Source organism: Stenotrophomonas sp. HMWF003, assembly GCF_003061285.1.
In the GTDB taxonomy this organism is placed as follows: domain Bacteria; phylum Pseudomonadota; class Gammaproteobacteria; order Xanthomonadales; family Xanthomonadaceae; genus Stenotrophomonas; species Stenotrophomonas maltophilia_AP.
Genome location: NZ_QAIW01000240.1, coordinates 9,750 through 26,104, shown reverse-complemented (window position 1 = coordinate 26,104; position 16,355 = coordinate 9,750). Strand labels below are relative to the sequence as shown.

At 67.8% G+C, this 16,355-nt stretch carries 15 protein-coding genes and 1 pseudogene; 13 read left to right on the top strand and 3 right to left on the bottom strand.

The features are described from left to right. From DBR34_RS22555 to pncB, 3 genes and pseudogenes are all read left to right on the top strand, one after another. Positions 1 to 275, top strand: a pseudogene (locus tag DBR34_RS22555) (glycosyltransferase); the annotation flags it as partial. Then, positions 272 to 1,108: a glycosyltransferase family 2 protein gene (locus DBR34_RS09955; protein WP_128096671.1), complete on the top strand. Its 837-nt coding sequence runs from the start codon at positions 272 to 274 to the stop codon at positions 1,106 to 1,108. The pseudogene DBR34_RS22555 and the gene DBR34_RS09955, both read left to right, overlap by 4 nt. Before the next feature lie 46 nt (positions 1,109 to 1,154). After that, positions 1,155 to 2,336, top strand: coding sequence for a nicotinate phosphoribosyltransferase (pncB, locus tag DBR34_RS09950; protein WP_128096670.1), 1,182 nt, complete (start codon positions 1,155 to 1,157; stop codon positions 2,334 to 2,336). On the opposite strand, the gene DBR34_RS09945 is transcribed toward pncB, so the two are convergent. After that, on the bottom strand, positions 2,327 to 2,695 hold the full coding sequence (locus DBR34_RS09945) for a DUF1120 domain-containing protein (protein ID WP_128096669.1): 369 nt from the start codon (positions 2,693 to 2,695) through the stop codon (positions 2,327 to 2,329). The two genes, pncB and DBR34_RS09945, sit on opposite strands and share 10 nt — an antisense overlap. Positions 2,696 to 3,062: 367 nt before the next feature. Here DBR34_RS09945 and DBR34_RS09940 point away from each other — a divergent pair, with 367 nt between their 5' ends. From DBR34_RS09940 to DBR34_RS09925, 4 genes are all read left to right on the top strand, one after another. After that, positions 3,063 to 3,602: a fimbrial protein gene (locus tag DBR34_RS09940; protein WP_128096668.1), complete on the top strand. Its 540-nt coding sequence runs from the start codon at positions 3,063 to 3,065 to the stop codon at positions 3,600 to 3,602. An 85-nt stretch (positions 3,603 to 3,687) separates the two neighbouring features. Then, positions 3,688 to 4,416, top strand: coding sequence for a molecular chaperone (locus DBR34_RS09935; protein ID WP_128096667.1), 729 nt, complete (start codon positions 3,688 to 3,690; stop codon positions 4,414 to 4,416). Between the two features lie 92 nt (positions 4,417 to 4,508). Continuing rightward, complete coding sequence (locus DBR34_RS09930; RefSeq protein WP_128096673.1) at positions 4,509 to 7,073, top strand: fimbria/pilus outer membrane usher protein; 2,565 nt, start codon at positions 4,509 to 4,511, stop codon at positions 7,071 to 7,073. Further along, positions 7,064 to 8,098, top strand: a complete 1,035-nt coding sequence (locus DBR34_RS09925; protein ID WP_128096666.1) for a fimbrial protein — start codon at positions 7,064 to 7,066, stop codon at positions 8,096 to 8,098. Before DBR34_RS09930 ends, DBR34_RS09925 begins: the two co-directional genes overlap by 10 nt. Positions 8,099 to 8,123: 25 nt before the next feature. Here the strand turns inward: DBR34_RS09925 and DBR34_RS09920 are convergent, their stop codons facing one another. After that, the gene (locus tag DBR34_RS09920) at positions 8,124 to 9,440 is read right to left on the bottom strand and encodes an NCS2 family permease (RefSeq protein WP_128096665.1); all 1,317 of its coding nucleotides are present in this window, start codon (positions 9,438 to 9,440) and stop codon (positions 8,124 to 8,126) included. Positions 9,441 to 9,591: 151 nt separating this feature from the next. Then, complete coding sequence (ettA, locus tag DBR34_RS09915) at positions 9,592 to 11,256, bottom strand: energy-dependent translational throttle protein EttA (RefSeq protein ID WP_128096664.1); 1,665 nt, start codon at positions 11,254 to 11,256, stop codon at positions 9,592 to 9,594. 236 nt (positions 11,257 to 11,492) lie between these two features. On the opposite strand from ettA, the gene DBR34_RS09910 reads away from it, so the two are divergent. From DBR34_RS09910 to ribD, 6 genes are all read left to right on the top strand, one after another. Next, a complete protein-coding gene (locus DBR34_RS09910; RefSeq protein ID WP_128096663.1) occupies positions 11,493 to 11,966 on the top strand; it encodes an RcnB family protein in 474 nt (157 codons plus the stop codon). A gap of 154 nt (positions 11,967 to 12,120) precedes the next feature. Then, positions 12,121 to 13,374, top strand: coding sequence for a serine hydroxymethyltransferase (gene glyA, locus DBR34_RS09905; protein WP_128096662.1), 1,254 nt, complete (start codon positions 12,121 to 12,123; stop codon positions 13,372 to 13,374). Positions 13,375 to 13,376: 2 nt separating this feature from the next. After that, a complete protein-coding gene (locus tag DBR34_RS09900) occupies positions 13,377 to 13,820 on the top strand; it encodes a hypothetical protein (RefSeq protein ID WP_128096661.1) in 444 nt (147 codons plus the stop codon). A gap of 139 nt (positions 13,821 to 13,959) precedes the next feature. After that, on the top strand, positions 13,960 to 14,430 hold the full coding sequence (locus DBR34_RS09895) for a hypothetical protein (protein WP_219928254.1): 471 nt from the start codon (positions 13,960 to 13,962) through the stop codon (positions 14,428 to 14,430). A gap of 89 nt (positions 14,431 to 14,519) precedes the next feature. Further along, positions 14,520 to 15,041: a transcriptional regulator NrdR gene (nrdR, locus tag DBR34_RS09890; protein WP_038690528.1), complete on the top strand. Its 522-nt coding sequence runs from the start codon at positions 14,520 to 14,522 to the stop codon at positions 15,039 to 15,041. Between the two features lie 73 nt (positions 15,042 to 15,114). Further along, positions 15,115 to 16,197 (top strand): bifunctional diaminohydroxyphosphoribosylaminopyrimidine deaminase/5-amino-6-(5-phosphoribosylamino)uracil reductase RibD, encoded by a 1,083-nt coding sequence (gene ribD, locus DBR34_RS09885; protein WP_128096659.1) that lies wholly within the window; start codon positions 15,115 to 15,117, stop codon positions 16,195 to 16,197. Positions 16,198 to 16,355 lie beyond the last annotated feature (158 nt).

Genomic DNA, 16,355 nt, shown 5'->3' with positions numbered 1-16,355 from the left:
GCCTGCGCATGGCCGGGCTGGGCTGGCGCAATGCACTGTGCGAAACCGCCTTCGTGGCGCGTGCGGGCGAAGCCACGGCCTTCGAGGGCGACATGGATGCGCTGGGCACGCGCTGGCCGGGCTGGCAGCCCCGCCTGGCCGCGTTCCTGATGGCCGACCCGCTGCGCAGCACCCGCGAAACGCTGCAGCAGCTGCACCGGCAGGCGATAATGCCGCGTTCGCAGGGCGACCTGTTCGCCCCGCCGCCTGCGTCCCTTCCGGAGCCACCCGCTTGAGCATTGCCATCGCCGCGATCGTTGTCAGCTACCAGAGCGCGAGCACGCTGGATGCCTGCCTGTCCCGGCTGCGGGTGGCCGACGGCGTGGTCGAGATCCGGGTGGTGGACAACGGCTCCACCGATGCCACCCTGGATATCGTGCAACGCCACGCCACCGCGGATCCGCGCGTGCGTTTCATCGCCAACCCGGACAACCCCGGCTTCGCGGCCGCCAACAACCAGGGCGTGGCCGACAGCCGCGCACCGTGGCTGGCCTTCATCAACCCCGACCTGCTGCTCGACCCCGGCACCCTGGCCCAGCTGTGCGAACGCGGCATGGCCATCGGCGACTGCCTGCTGGGGATCGAGCAGGTGGACGAGCAGGGCCAGCCCGACCCGGCCGTGCGCCGTCGCGACCCGGACTTCGGGGCCATGCTGCGCTCGCCGGGGCAGGGCGCCAGGCTGGCGATCCCGGTCGACCACAGCCTGCCGCTGCAACCGGTGCCGGCGTTGTCGGGGGCCTTGCTGCTGATGCCGCGCGCCCTGTTCGACCGCATCGGCGGCTGGGACGCCGGTTACCGGCTGCACGCCGAAGACCTCGACCTGTGCCGTCGCGTACGCCAGGCCGGCGCGCTGGTGGCGATCGCCAACGACCTGCAGGCGGTACACGTGCGCGGGGTGTCCAGCCGCTCGCGTCCATTCTTCGTGGAATGGCACAAGCACCGTGGCCTGTGGCGCTACTTCCGCAAGTTTGAAGCCGGCCAGCGCAGCCTGCCGGTGCAGGGCGCGGTGTTCGCCGCGATCTGGGCCCACGCGGTGGTGCAGATTCCACGGCTGCTGCGCGCCCGGTAGGTACCCACCGTTGGTGGGTACATCCACGCGGGCGCATAATCACCGCATGATCATCCAGTCCCTGCTCGACACCGACCTGTACAAATTCACCATGATGCAGGCGGTGCTGCATCAGCATCCCGGCGCCCAGGTCCAGTACCGGTTCAAGTGCCGCACGCCCGGCATCGACCTGGCCAGCTACATCGACCAGATCAACGAAGAGATCGACCACCTGTGCCAGCTCCGCTTCACCGCTGAAGAGCTGGAGTACATGCGCGGGCTGCGCTTCGTCAAACCGGACTTCGCCGATTTCCTCGGCCTGTTCCACCTGGACCGCAAGTACATCCAGCTGCGACCGTCGGCCAGCGTGCCCGGCGAGATCGAACTGGACATCACCGGCCCCTGGCTGCACACCATCCTGTTTGAAGTGCCCTTGCTGGCCATCATCAACGAAGTCTGGTTCCGCAACACCACCACCGCCGATTTCGCCGAAGGCGAGCGCCGCCTGCAGGCCAAGACCGCGCTGCTGCGCGACACCCCCGGCTTCGAGCTGTGCCGCATCGCCGACTACGGCAGCCGCCGCCGCTATTCGCGTGAATGGCATGCGCGCATGCTGCCGATGATGCGCGACGCGCTGGGGGCGCAGTTCGTGGGCACCAGCAACGTGCATTTCGCGCGCCTGTACGGCATGACCCCGCACGGCACCATGGCCCACGAGTACCTGCAGGCGTTCCAGGCCCTGGGCCCGCGCCTGCGCGATTCGCAGGTGGCCGCGCTGGAATCGTGGGCGCGCGAATACCGCGGCGATCTGGGCATCGCACTGTCCGACGTGGTCGGGCTGGATGCGTTCCTGCGCGATTTCGACATGTACTTCTGCAAGCTGTTCGATGGCGTGCGCCACGACTCCGGCGACCCCTTCGCCTGGGGCGACCGCATGCTCGCGCACTTCAAGGACCGCCGCGTGGACCCGCGCAGCAAGGTGCTGGTCTTCAGCGATGGCTTGAACATCGAGAAGGTGATGCAGCTGTTCGACTACTTCCGTGGGCGCTGCCAGGTCGCGTTCGGCGTGGGCACGCACCTCACCAACGACCTGGGGCCGACCCCGCTCAACATCGTCATCAAGATGGTCCGCTGCAATGGCCAGCCGGTGGCCAAGCTCAGCGATTCGCCGGGCAAGAGCATGTGCGACGACCCCGGTTACCTGGCCTACCTGCGCCAGGTGTTCGAGCTGCCGCCGCTTCAGGGGTAGTCGATGCGCACCAGGTAGGCGCCGCGCAACGCCGCGCCACCTTCCATCCGGTAGCGGCTGGAGAACGACAAGGCGTCGGTGCTCAGTGCGCCGGCGGCCACCGTGAGTACCTCACTGCGCTGCCGCGCATCGCGCAGCGGCACCGTCGCGGCATTCTGCAGCGAGGTCACCGCCAGGCGCGCGCCCTGCGCGGCCAGCGGGCAGCCGCTGAAGGTGATCTCCTGGCGCTCGGCCTGCACCGCGGGCGTGCAGCCGGGGTCGACGATGCGTCCGCTGAAGCGCACAACGCCACCGTCGGCCAGTGCCGGGGCACTGGCGCACGACAACAGCACCGACATTACGAATAGCAGGCCTCTCATGGCACGTTCTCTGGCTCTGGGTATCCCTGTTAACGACCGGCGTTGACGGGGCTGAAGCACGGACAGAAAGAACTGTGATGGGGCGCAAAGAAAAAGCGGATTTCGGAAGCGGGACAGGCGGAACGCGCACCGAGTGTCGCGCAGGGGGCATGCTTGCCGCGTCAATGTCCTGGCGTGGCGGATCAAAGTTTTGACGCCAAAGTGTGCTTTGCATCACATTTATAGTTACACTTGCGTCACGGTTACCCGGGTTGATGGGTAAACGAGACAGGTGTGACGCAAGGATGGGTCCCCCCGGGGAACGCCCCGCAGTGCTCCTTGCTCCTCCTCTACGCAGTTCCACATCCAGTAGGGTTAGGTAGAAGCAATGCGCAAAATGAATCTTTTCGCGGTCCTGCTGCTGGCAGCAGCTCCCGTAGCTGCCCACGCGGCCGATGGCACCATCAACTTCACCGGCAAGATCACCGACAAGACCTGCACGATCTCCACCCCGGGTGGCAAGGACTTCGCCGTCAACCTGCCGACCGTGTCCAAGAACACGCTGGCTGTGGCCGGTGCCGTTGCGGGCCGTACCCCGTTTGCCATCAACCTGACCAAGTGCAGCGCCGGCAACGTCGCCACGTACTTCGAGCCGGGTGCGACCGTTGACTTCAACAGTGGCCGCCTGAACAACCAGGCCGCTGCCAACGCCGCCGGCAACGTGCAGCTGCAGCTGCTGGGCGCCAACAACCAGTTCCTGCCGATCAAGGCTGCCGGTACCAACCAGGCCCAGGACAACTCGCAGTGGGTGACCGTTGCCGCCGACGGCAGTGCGAACCTGAACTACGCCGCCGAGTACTACGCCACGGCCGCCACCACGCCGGGCGAAGTCGCCAGCAGCGTCAAGTACACGATCATCTACAACTGATCGTTGCCGCACTCCGCACGGGCCAGCGTTCGCGCCGGCCCGTGCGTCCTGGCCTTGGCCGCATCCCTCGAGCGTAGTTCTTCCGATGAAAGCCCTCTTTCCCCGGGCGCTGCTGCTGGCAGCGTCGACGCTACTGTTTTGCCAGGACGCCCTGGCCGGTGTGGTGGTCAACGGCACCCGGATCATCTATCCGGCGCAGGCGCGCGAAGTTACCGTGCAGGTAGACAACGTCGGCGACGCCCCGGCGCTGGTGCAGGCATGGATCGACAGCGGCGATGCCGACCAGACGGCCGATACCAGTGATGCACCGTTCGTGCTGACGCCGCCGATCAGCCGTGTGGAACCCGGCCGCAGCCAGGCGCTGCGCGTGATCTTTTCCGGTGCCGCGCTGCCGACCGACCAGGAATCGGTGTTCTGGATGAACGTGCTGGATGTACCGCCGTCGCCGCAGAACACCGACGGTGGCGAACAGAACTACCTGCAGGTCGCGTTTCGCTCGCGCCTGAAACTTTTTTACCGGCCGCAGGGCCTGCGGGGCGTCGCCAATGACGCACCGGCAACCTTGCGCTGGACCCGTGACGGCGATCGCCTGCGCGTGGAAAACCCCAGTCCCTTCCACGTGACGCTGGCCGAAGTGCATGCCGTGACCGGCAGCAGCCAACGCACCGTGGAGGCGCAGGGAAAGATGGTCGGACCCCGGCAGAGCCTCGAGTTTTCGGCGCCGGGTGTGATCGAACAGGTCCGCTTCATCACCATCAACGACTACGGCGGTCGCGTCGAACACACGGTCGGCCTGGGTAGCACCGGGGGCTGAGCGCACCGCAGGGACCACGGGCCATCGATGGCCGCCACCGCCGCCGTGCGGCGAACTGAAGGAATGTCAGTGTGATCGGAAACAGATTGACATTGTCGATCCATCAGGCACTTTGCCTGCTGGTTGCCGGCGTGGCCTGCCCAGGATGGGCGGCGGCCGCGTCGGACACGCCCGGCCAGCCGCCAGTGGCGGCGCAGCACGACCCCGCGCAGGCGCAGGCGCCCGAGCAGGCGCAGTTCAACCCGAGCTTCCTGTCCGGCCAGGCCCGCCAGGTCGACCTGGGGGCGTTCACCAACGGCAACCCGATGGTGGCCGGCAGCTACCGCGTCGATGTGTACATCAACGGCGCCTGGCAGGGCCGGCGCGACCTGCAGTTCAAGGCCAGTGCCGACGGACGCGTGGATGCCTGCATGGACCTGCCCCTGCTCGAAGAGCTGGGCGTGGACAGTGCCGCGGTGATCGCCCAGCAACGCGCAGGCGCGGCAACCGACAGCGCCGCCTGCCTGCCCGTGCAGCAGCAGATGGCCGGTGCGTACGGCACCTTCGACAGTGGCAACCTGCGCTACGACCTGAGCATTCCGCAGGCGTTCCTGCGCCGCGAGGCGCGGGGCTACGTGAATCCGCAGCTGTGGGATCGCGGCATCACCGCCGGCTTCGTCGGCTACAGCTTCAACACCATCGACAGCGACAGCCGCGTCGAAGGCGGCACGCGCAACCGCAGTGCCTACCTGGGCCTCAACGCGGGCGTGAACGTGGGGGGCTGGCAGTTCCGCCACGACTCCAACCTGACCTGGAGCGAAGGCGACGGTCGCCACTGGCAGAGCATCGCCACCTACGCACAACGCGGCATTCCGCAGGTGCGCGGCCTGTTGACCCTGGGCGAGGCGTACACCAGCGGCGAACTGTTTGATTCCATCGGCTATCGCGGTGCCAGCCTGGCCAGCGACGACCGCATGCTGCCCGACTCGCTGCGCGGCTACGCGCCGGTGGTGCGCGGCATCGCCGAAACCAATGCGCGCGTCGAAGTGCGGCAGAACCAGCAGTTGATCTACTCGGCCTCCGTCGCGCCGGGCAGCTTCGTCATCGACGACCTGTACCCCACCGGCTACGGCGGCGACCTGGACGTGAGCGTGGTGGAGGCCGACGGTCGACGCCGTGACTTCAAGGTGCCGTTCGGCTCGGTGCCGCAGATGCTGCGCCAGGGCGTATCGCGGTATGCGATCACTGCCGGCCAGGTGCGCAACGACCTGCTGCGCGACGCGCCGTGGCTGCTGCAGGGCACCTACCAGCGCGGTATCGGCAACCAGCTCACCCTCTACGGCGGCAGTGCGCTGAGCGAGGGCTACCTGTCGATGCTGTATGGCATCGGCCTGTCCACGCCGGTGGGCGCGTTCGCCGCGGACGTCACCCACGCACGCACTGCTTTCGCGCATGCCGGCGACAGTACCGGCGCCAGTATGCGGTTGAGCTACAGCAACATGATCGGCGAGACGGGGACCAACCTCACGCTGGCCGCCTACCGCTATTCCACCGAAGGCTTCTACAGCCTGCAGGATGCGCTGTATGCCCGCGATGCCGATGATCGCGGCGTCGATCCGACCACGCGCGGCCGCCAGCGCAGCCAGTTCCAGCTCACCCTGAACCAGCCGCTGGGGCGGCGCTGGGGCGCGCTGTATGTCACCGGTTCGGTGCGCGACTTCTACGACCGCCCGGGTACCGCCAAGCAGTACCAGGTGGGCTACAACAACGCCTGGCGCGCGATGAACTATGGTTTCTCCGCGCTGCGTACCGAAGAAGGCGCGCTGGGCCGTGCCGATACCCAGTACCTGCTTTCGATGAGTGTTCCGCTTGGCCGTGGCACCCGCCCGATGTCGTTCAGTGCCGACCTCGGCGCGCGTGAGCACGGTGGCTACGACAACAGCCGCGTCGGGATCACCGGTGCCGCGGGCGTGGACAACAACATCAGCTACGGCGTGGCGCTGTCCGATACGCGCGACGGTGGCACCACCGCGTTGGGCAACGCCGAGTACCGCAGCCGTTACACCGCCCTGAACGCAACCTACGGGCATGCGCGCGATTTCCGCCAGGCCTCGTTCGGCGCCAACGGCAGCCTGGTCGTGCATGCCGGCGGTGTCACCTTCACCCCGCAGCGCGGCGACACCATGGTGCTGGTGGAAGCACCCGGCGCGCGCGATGCACGCGTGGCCAATGCGCCCGGCCTGCGCATCGACGGACGCGGCTACGCCGTGGTGCCGTACGTATCGCCGTATCGGCTCAACACGGTCACCCTGGATCCGGAAGGCATGTCGCATGACGTCGAGCTGGAAAGCAGCAGCCAGTCGGTGGCCCCGTTCGCCGGTGCGATCAGTTACCTGCGCTTCGATACCCGCAAGGGCAGGGCGCTGCTGATCCAGGTGCGCAACGCCGATGGGCGCGTGCTGCCCTTCGGCGCACAGGTCAAGGACGCGCAGGGCCAACCGGTCGGCATGGTCGGCCAGGGCGGCCGCCTGTACGTGCGCAGCGAGCTCGACCAGGGCCAGCTGCAGGTGGCCTGGGGCGCCGGCACGGGCCAGCAATGCACGCTCCACTACCAGGTGCCGGCCGACGCCGATGCCGCGACGACCGGATTCATTTCACTGGAGGCCGCATGCCGATGATCGTTTCCCGTGGCCGCAGGGTGTTGCCTGCCGTCGTCGTGCTGGGTGGGCTGCTGGTGGCCCAGCAGGCCATCGCCTCGTGCAGCCTTTCGTCCGCCAGCTTCGTCGCCCAGGACGTGCAGATGGACATGGGGCAGATCGTGATCCTGCCCGGCACGCCGGTGGGCGGCGTGATCAAGCAGCTCAGCGTGCCGATCAACGGGCGCGACAGTGTCGCCCGCTGCGACCGGTTCGGCGGGCGCTCGGTCGGCGAGTACGTCAACGCGGCGCAGCGCCGCGCGGTGCCGGGCTTTGCCAACGTCTACGAAACCGGCGTGGCCGGCGTGGGCATCCGCCTGTACCGCGATTCCGGCACCATCCAGACCTACTACCCGCATTCGATCACCTTCGCCGGCAACGCCACCATCAGCCTGACCGGCGGCATGTTCCGCATCGAACTGATCAAGACCGCGGCGCAGACCGGTTCCGGCACGATCGCGCCGAACGGCCGCTTCAGCACGTATTACTTCGATGGCAACGGATCCAGCCGTCCCGTGCTGACCTCGACGTTCAAGGGGTCGGGCACCACCGTGGTCAGCCCCACCTGCGAAGTGCAGGCCGGCAGCCGCAACATTCCGGTCGACTTCGGCAGCGTGCCCAACACCGCCTTCACCGGGGTGGGCTCGCGGGCGGTCAACCGCGATTTCGAGATCCGCCTGGACTGCCAGGGCAGCAACCTGGCCGAGTACCAGAGCAAGGTGGGGATCCGCCTGGACGCCGACCCGGACAGCGCCAACCTGCCCGGCGTACTCAAGCTCAGCGCGGTGGCCAACAGCGCCAGCCGGATCGGCATTGAAGTGGTGCGCCGCGATGGCAGCAGCGAGCGCGAGGTGCGCTTCGGCCAGAGCATCACCCTCGGGGCGACCACGCCCGGCAGCAGCACCTTGACCCTGCCCCTGCGCGCCCGCTACGTGCAGACGCTGGCCGGTACCGTGGGCGCAGGCGTGGCCAACGGGCAGGCCACCTTCACCATCCAGTACGACTGACCCGACCGCTGACGGTGCGGCGTGCTTACTCCAGCGCGTAGCGCAACACGAACAGGCCGGCCACCAGCCACACCGCCGGGTGCACCTCGCGCCAGCGCCCGGTGCCGGCCTTGAGCACCGCATAGGCGATGAAGCCGAAGGCCAGGCCGTTGGCAATGGAATAGGTGAACGGCATCGCCAGTGCGCACAACGCGGCCGGCACCGATTCGGTCAGGTCGCTCCAGTCCACGTCCACCAGCTCGCGCAGCATCAGCCCGGCCACGAACAGCAGGGCAGGGGCGGTGGCGTACCCGGGCACCATCGCCGCCAGCGGCGAGAACAGCAGCGCGGCCAGGAACAGGGCGGCCACCACCAGCGCGGTCAGGCCGGTGCGGCCACCGGCCTGCACGCCCGACGCGCTTTCGGCAAACGCGGTGGTGCTGCTGGTGCCCAGCAACGAACCGGCGACGATGGCGGTGCTGTCGGCCAGCAGCGCACGGCCGAAACGCTTCTGCGCGCCGGGCAGTTTCAGCAGGCCCGCACGACCGACCACGCCGTACAGCGTGCCGGTGGCATCGAATACTTCCACCAGCACGAACACCAGCACCACCTGCAGCAGCACCGCGATCGGCGCGCCGCCGTTGTGGTGCAGCAGCCCGGGCAGGTCCAGCTGCAGGAAGGTGGGGGCCAGGCTGGGCGGCAGCGAGATGAGGCCGTGGAACTGCACGTCACCGAGCAGCCATGCCGCCCCGGTCACCGCCAGGATGCCGATCAGGATCGCGCCGCGCACCTTGCGTGCTTCCAGGATCGCGATCAGCAGGAAGCCCGCCAGCGCCAGCAGCGGTGGGGCGGTATTGAGCGGGCCCAGCGCCACCAGGGTGTCGGTGTTGGCGATGATCACGCCGGATTTCTGCAGCGCGATGATGGCCAGGAACAGGCCGATACCGGCCACGATCGACGCGCGCAGCGACGGCGGAATGCCGGCCACCAGCCAGGCACGCACGCCGGTCAGCGACAGCGCCAGGAACACCAGCCCGGAAATGAACACCGCCGCCAGCGCCTGCTGCCACGGCAGGCCGGCGGCGCCGACCACGGTGAAGGCGAAGAAGGCGTTCAGGCCCATGCCCGGCGCCATGCCAACCGGGAAATTGGCCGCGAACGCCATCACCAGCGACCCCAGCGCCGCGGCCAGGCAGGTGGCCACGAACACCGCGCCCGGGTCCATGCCGGTGGTGGCCAGGATGTCGGGGTTGACGAAGACGATGTAGGACATCGTCAGGAAGGTGGTCAGCCCGGCCAGCAGTTCGGTGCGCACGGTGGTGCCGTGCTGCTGGAGCTGGAACAGGCGCTCGGGGAGGGACATGGTGGAATCTCGTGGCGATGCGGTGCCGCGACCAACGGTCGTGACCTACCGGAATGCGGAACGGCTGCGCGGTGCGCGCCTGTGTCATGACCAACGGCCATGACCAGCCCAAATGCAAACGGCCGCGCAGAGCGCGGCCGTTTTTCCTTTCTTACTTCAGCGCCTTGAAGCGCAGGCGCTTCGGCGCGGCGTCGTCGCCCATGCGGCGGCGCTTGTCTTCTTCGTACTCGCGGTAGTTGCCCTGGAAGAACTCCACGTGCGAGTCGCCTTCGAACGCCAGGATGTGGGTCGCGATGCGATCCAGGAACCAGCGGTCATGCGAGATGACGAAGGTGTTGCCCGGGAACTCCAGCAGCGCATCTTCCAGCGCACGCAGGGTTTCGATGTCCAGATCGTTGGACGGTTCATCGAGCAGCAGCACGTTGCCACCCTGCAGCAGGGTCTTGGCCATGTGCAGGCGGCCACGCTCACCACCGGACAGCGACCCCACCAGCTTCTGCTGGTCCTGGCCCTTGAAGTTGAAGCGGCCGATGTAGGCGCGCGACTGGATCTCCACGCCGTTGATGTTGAGGATGTCCAGGCCGCCGGCGATTTCCTGGAAGACGTTGTGGTTGCCTTCCAGCGCGTCGCGGCTCTGGTCCACATAGGAAAGCTTGACGGTCGGGCCGACCACGATCTCGCCCGTATCGGGCTTTTCCTGGCCGGTGATCATCTTGAACAGGGTCGACTTACCGGCACCGTTGGGGCCGATGATGCCCACGATCGCGCCACCGGGCACCAGGAAGTTCAGGTCGTCGAACAGCAGGCGGTCACCGAACTTCTTGGAGACGTTCTTGAACTCCATCACCGCATTGCCCAGGCGCTCGCCCGGCGGAATGAAGATTTCGTTGGTCTCGTTGCGCTTCTGGTAATCCACCGACTGCAGTTCTTCCAGGCGGGCCAGACGCGCCTTGCCCTTGGTACGGCCGCCCTTGGCGTTCTGGCGCGACCATTCCAGTTCCTTCTGGATCGCCTTCTGGCGGGACTTTTCCTGGTTGTCTTCCTGACGCAGGCGGTCGTCCTTCTGGGTCAGCCAGTCGGTGTAGTTGCCCTTCCACGGAATGCCGCGGCCGCGATCCAGTTCCAGGATCCACTCGGCGGCGTTGTCCAGGAAGTAGCGGTCATGGGTAACCGCCACCACGGTGCCGGTGTAGCGCGCCAGGAACTGTTCCAGCCATTCCACGGACTCGGCGTCCAGGTGGTTGGTCGGTTCGTCGAGCAGCAGCATGTCCGGCTTCTGCAGCAGCAGGCGGCACAGCGCCACGCGGCGCTTTTCACCACCGGACAGGGTGCCCACAATCGCCTCCCACGGCGGCAGGCGCAGCGCATCGGCGGCCACGTCCAGCTGGTTTTCCAGGGTGTGCGCATCGCCGGCGGCCAGGATCGCCTCCAGGCGCTCCTGTTCCTTGGCCAGCTTGTCGAAGTCGGCGCCTTCCTCGGCATAGGCCAGGTACACCGCGTCCAGCGCGGCCTGGGCCTGCAGCACTTCGCCCACGCCTTCCTCGACCGACTCGCGCACGGTCTTGGTCGGGTCCAGCTCCGGTTCCTGGGCCAGGTAGCCGACCTTGATGCCGGCCTGCGGGCGGGCTTCGCCCTCGAAGTCGGTATCCACGCCGGCCATGATCTTGAGCACCGTCGACTTGCCGGAGCCGTTCAGGCCCAGCAGGCCGATCTTGGCACCCGGGAAGAACGACAGCGAGATGTCCTTGATGATCTGCCGCTTGGGCGGGACCACCTTGCTGACGCGGTTCATGGTGTAGATGTATTGCGAGGACATGAGGTCTCCGAAGGCGCAACCCTGCGCCCGTTCCAGGCGGAACAGGAACAGATGAATAAAGGGGTACCCCCGATTATAGCCGGAAGCGATGACAGACGCCGGTCTGCCCACGGGGCGGGGCTTGCCGGGGCCTGAATGGGCCGTCAAAGCCGTTGAAATGGAAACCGTTTCCAGCCGGAAACCGTTCAGATGCCGTCAGCATGATGGAGCCATCAATCCACCAAGCGAGGCCAATCATGCGCATGAATCGATTTGTGGTCGGGGCCGTTGCCTCGCTGCTGGCCTTGGGCACGGTGGCACCGGCCTTCGCCGACAACGACCATCGCGGGCGTGGGCACGACCGCCATGACGACCGTCACGACCGCCATGACCGTCGCCACGACCGGCATGATCGCCGCGACTGGCGCGACGACCGCCGCGAGGCCCGCCACGACCGCCGCTACTACGACAACCGCGGCTACTACCGCCCGGCACCGCCGCCGCGCGTGGTCTATCGCCCGGCCCCGGGCTACGGCTCCTACGGCTGGGCACGCGGCCACCGCTACCGCGAGTACTACGGCGGCCCGGTGTACGTGGTCAACGACTACAGCCGCTACTCGGTGCGCCGCCCGCCGCGTGACCATCACTGGATCCGCGACGACCGCGGCAACCTGCTGCTGGTCGCCATCGCCACCGGCATCATTGCCGACTACGTGATCAACAACCGGTAAGCCCGGGGCAGTGAACCGGCCCGGCCTGGACGGCGCCCTTCGGGGCGCCGTTCTGCGTTGCGGGGGGGGCGTGCGCCCGGATTGGTCACCCCGGGCCGTGGGGACTACAATCCAGAGCTCGCGCTGTACCCCCTCTGCCTGCCTGGAGTAACCGATGTTCCCGCGTGACGTCCGCATCGAAACCTACGATCCCGAACTGGCCAAGGCCATCGCCGCCGAAACCCAGCGCCAGGAAGACCACGTCGAGCTGATCGCCAGCGAGAACTACACCAGCCCGGCGGTGATGGAAGCCCAGGGCAGCCAGCTGACCAACAAGTACGCCGAAGGCTACCCGGGCAAGCGCTACTACGGTGGCTGCGAATACGTGGACATCGCCGAACAGCTGGCCATCGACCGCCTCAAGCAGCTGTTCGATGCCGACTACGCCAACGTGCAGCCGCACAGCGGTTCGCAGGCCAACCAGGCCGTGTACTTCGCACTGCTGCAGCCGGGCGACACCATCCTGGGCATGAGCCTGGCCCACGGCGGCCACCTGACCCACGGCGCCAAGGTCAACGCATCGGGCAAGCTGTTCAATGCGGTGCAGTACGGCGTGGACGAAGCCGGCCTGATCGACTACGACGAAGTGGAACGCCTGGCCGTCGAGCACAAGCCGAAGATGGTCGTCGCCGGTTTCTCGGCGTACTCGCAGGTGGTGGACTGGGCGCGCTTCCGCGGCATCGCCGACAAGGTCGGTGCCTACCTGTTCGTGGACATGGCGCACGTGGCCGGCCTGGTCGCCGCCGGCGTCTACCCGAGCCCGCTGCCGCACGCCCACGTGGTCACCTCGACCACCCACAAGACCCTGCGCGGCCCGCGCGGCGGCATCATCGTCGCCAAGGGCGCCGACGAAGACCTGGTCAAGAAGCTGCAGTCGATCGTGTTCCCGGGCATCCAGGGCGGTCCGCTGATGCACGTCATCGCCGGCAAGGCCGTGGCCTTCAAGGAAGCGCTGGAGCCGGCCTTCAAGACCTACCAGGCGCAGGTGGTCAAGAATGCCCAGGCGATGGCCAACACGCTGATTGCGCGCGGCTACAAGATCGTTTCCGGCGGTACCCGCAATCACCTGATGCTGGTCGACATGATCGGCAAGGACGTGTCGGGCAAGGATGCGGAAGCCGCGCTCGGCAAGGCCCACATCACCGTCAACAAGAACTCGGTGCCCAACGACCCGCGTTCGCCGTTCGTGACCTCCGGCCTGCGCCTGGGTACGCCCGCGGTGACCACCCGCGGCTACCTGGAGCAGGACTGCGTGGACCTGGCCAACTGGATCGCCGACGTGCTCGACGCCCCGGCTGACGAGGCCGTGATCGCCCGCGTGCGCGAGGCGGTCAGCGCGCAGTGCGCGAAGTACCCGGTCTACGGCTGAGGATGGACGACCGCCGCCAGCGTCGTCGATACGCGCTGGTGGCGGGCGTGTTGGGCATTCCCGGTGCCGTCTGTGGCGGGGCCGGTGCAACGCTGATGCTCAGTGGGGCCTGGGAGGGCGCGTTCTGGCCGGCGCTGGTGGGACTGATCTGCTGGCTGGCCCTGATCGCCTGGGTCGTGCTGAGCTGGCGCTACCTGCGGCACGGCCGCCAGGGCCTGCGCGCGGGTCGCTGGCCCGTCCTGGACCGGGTGCTGTGGGGGCTGCTGACCCTGGGCCTGGTGGCTGCCGGCTGCGTGCTGGCCGTGTCGGGCCTGATGATGCTCGGGGCCCTGATGCAGCTGCAGCTGTTCATGCTCGGCGGCGCGGCGATGCTGTTGTTGTTCGGCCCGGCGCTGCTGTGGCCGGGGTTCCTGCTGGTTTCCCACCGGCACGCCCCTTCGGAGTGACCGGGCCTGGCCGGCGCCGGGGTCTCCCCCTTGGTTCGGCCGGTTGTTCCTGGTTCCCCCGCGCAGCTGCTCCGGCGGCATGCGCGGCAAAGGCCTGTGCGTGGCAAGGTTGACCCCTGTCCACATGTCGCCGCGCAGGGTGATTGCTTCCCGCCTGGACACCTTCATGGACGACACCACCCAACGCCGTTTGTATTTCATCCAGGCCCTGGTGCTGGGCATCCCGGCCGTGGCCGCCGGCGGCACGCTGGCCGTGATCGCGGTGATGGTGTTCTTCTCGCGCAACAACTATGTGAGTGGACTGCAATCGGTCACGCTGCTGGCGTGGGGCCTGTCGGGCATCGTCGGTCTGCTGGCCTGGGCGTGGCTGAGCATCGTCTACCTGCGCGGCGGGCGCGACGGCCTGCGCCGTACCGGCCCGCTGGGCTGGATCGGCATGGCGGCCGGCAGCCTGGGGGCGCTGGTCGTGGTGGTCTTCGTGGCCCGGCTGGTCCTGCAAGGGGGCTGGGCGCCGCTGGGCTACCTGGCGGCCGGGCCGCTGCTGCTGATCCCGAGCGCCCAGTTGGTGTGGTTGCGGTGGGGGCGCGGTGCTGTGCACGGCGCCGCGTAACGTCGCTATTTGTGTGGACCGGTCTTCTCAGGTACCGTTGCGACGCTGCCGTGACCACGGCATGACGTTTTCCTGATGCAAGGCGTTCCATGTACTGTCCGTTCTGCCAGCATGCCGATACCCGTGTGATCGATTCGCGCGTCTCTGAAGACGGGGCGACGATCCGGCGTCGGCGTGAGTGCGAGGCCTGCAACGAACGCTTCAGCACCCTGGAAACGATCGAGTTGAAACTGCCGGCGATCGTCAAGAGCGACGGCAGCCGCGAGGCCTTCGATGCGCGCAAGGTGCGCAGCGGCTTCGATCGCGCGCTGCAGAAGCGCCCGGTGCCCGAAGACGAGATCGAACTGGCGGTGCGTGCGGTGATGCAGCAGGCACGCGTCTGCGGCGAACGTGAAATTCCGTCGATCAAGATCGGCGAGTTCGTGATGAACGAACTGCGCAAGCTCGACCACGTGGGGTATGTACGGTTTGCCTCGGTGTACCGCAGCTTCGGCGACGTGGCCGACTTCCGCGAGGAAATCGAGAAACTCGAACGCGACCTGCCGGCCAGCACCGAACAACTGCAGCTGCTGGGCGGCGTGATCCCGCTGGAAAAGAAAAAGAAGGGCTGAGGCCGGCCGCCTCGCGGCGACACCGGCTGGGCTACCATCGGCGCTGCACGCCTGCCGCCGACTGATCATTGCCATGACTGAATTCTCCGCGCTCGACCACCTGCATATGGCGCACGCGTTGCGCCTGGCCGAACGGGCGGCGTACACCGCGCGACCCAATCCCCTGGTGGGCTGTGTGATCGCCCACGCGGACGAGGTGGTGGGCGCGGGCTGGCACCAACGCACCGGGGGCCCGCATGCCGAAGTGTTCGCACTGCGCGACGCCGGTGAACGCGCGCGTGGCGCGACCGCCTACGTCACCCTGGAGCCCTGCGCGCATTACGGGCGCACCCCGCCCTGCGCGCTGGCGTTGATCGACGCGGGCGTGACGCGGGTGGTGGCGGCCATGCGCGATCCGTTCCCGAAGGTGGATGGCGGTGGCTTCGACCTGCTGCGCACGGCCGGCATCGACGTCGCCGAAGGCCTGATGGCCGCGCAGGCGCGCGAGCTCAACAAGGGCTTCCTGTCGCGCATCGAGCGCGGCCGGCCTTGGCTGCGGGTGAAGCTGGCCGCCAGCCTGGATGGCCGCACCGCGATGGCCGATGGGACATCGAAGTGGATCACCGGTGCGGCGGCGCGCGAGGACGTGCAGCACTGGCGCGCGCGTGCGGGTGCGATCCTGACCGGCGCCGACACCGTGCTGACCGACGACCCGATGCTGACCGTGCGACTGGCCGACACCGACGTCGTGCCGCCGCTGCGCGTGGTGCTCGATTCACGCCTGCGTTCGCTGGAATGCGCGCGCGTGCGCGAGGGCGGGGCGCCCACGCTGTACCTGCACGATGCCGCGGTGAGTGCGCCGGATGCGGCCGATGCGGCCTTTGCCAGCGTTGCCTGCCGCGAAGGCCGCCTGGACCTGGGCGCGGTGCTGGCCCTGCTCGCCGAACGCGGCATCAATGAAGTGCACACCGAAGCCGGTGCGACGCTGGCCGGTGCGTTGCTGGCCGGCGGTTGGGTCGATGAGCTGCTGCTGTACCAGGCGCCCACGCTGCTGGGCGAGCAGGGCTTGCCGTTGTTGTCGGGGCTGGGCATCCATGCGATGCAACAACAGCGTCGCCTGCGCGTGATCGACCAGCGGCAGGTCGGTGACGACCTGCGGCTGCTGCTGCGGGCCTGAGCCAGTGTCGAATGCCGACCAACGGTCGGCATTCCCGGTGTCCTGCTCAGCGGCAGGCGTCGGTCCACATCATTTCGGCAATCGAGCGCAGCGCCTTGCACTCCTGCACCATGGCCTCCACCGATTGGGTCTGGGCCTTGTCCTTCAACTCTTCGGCC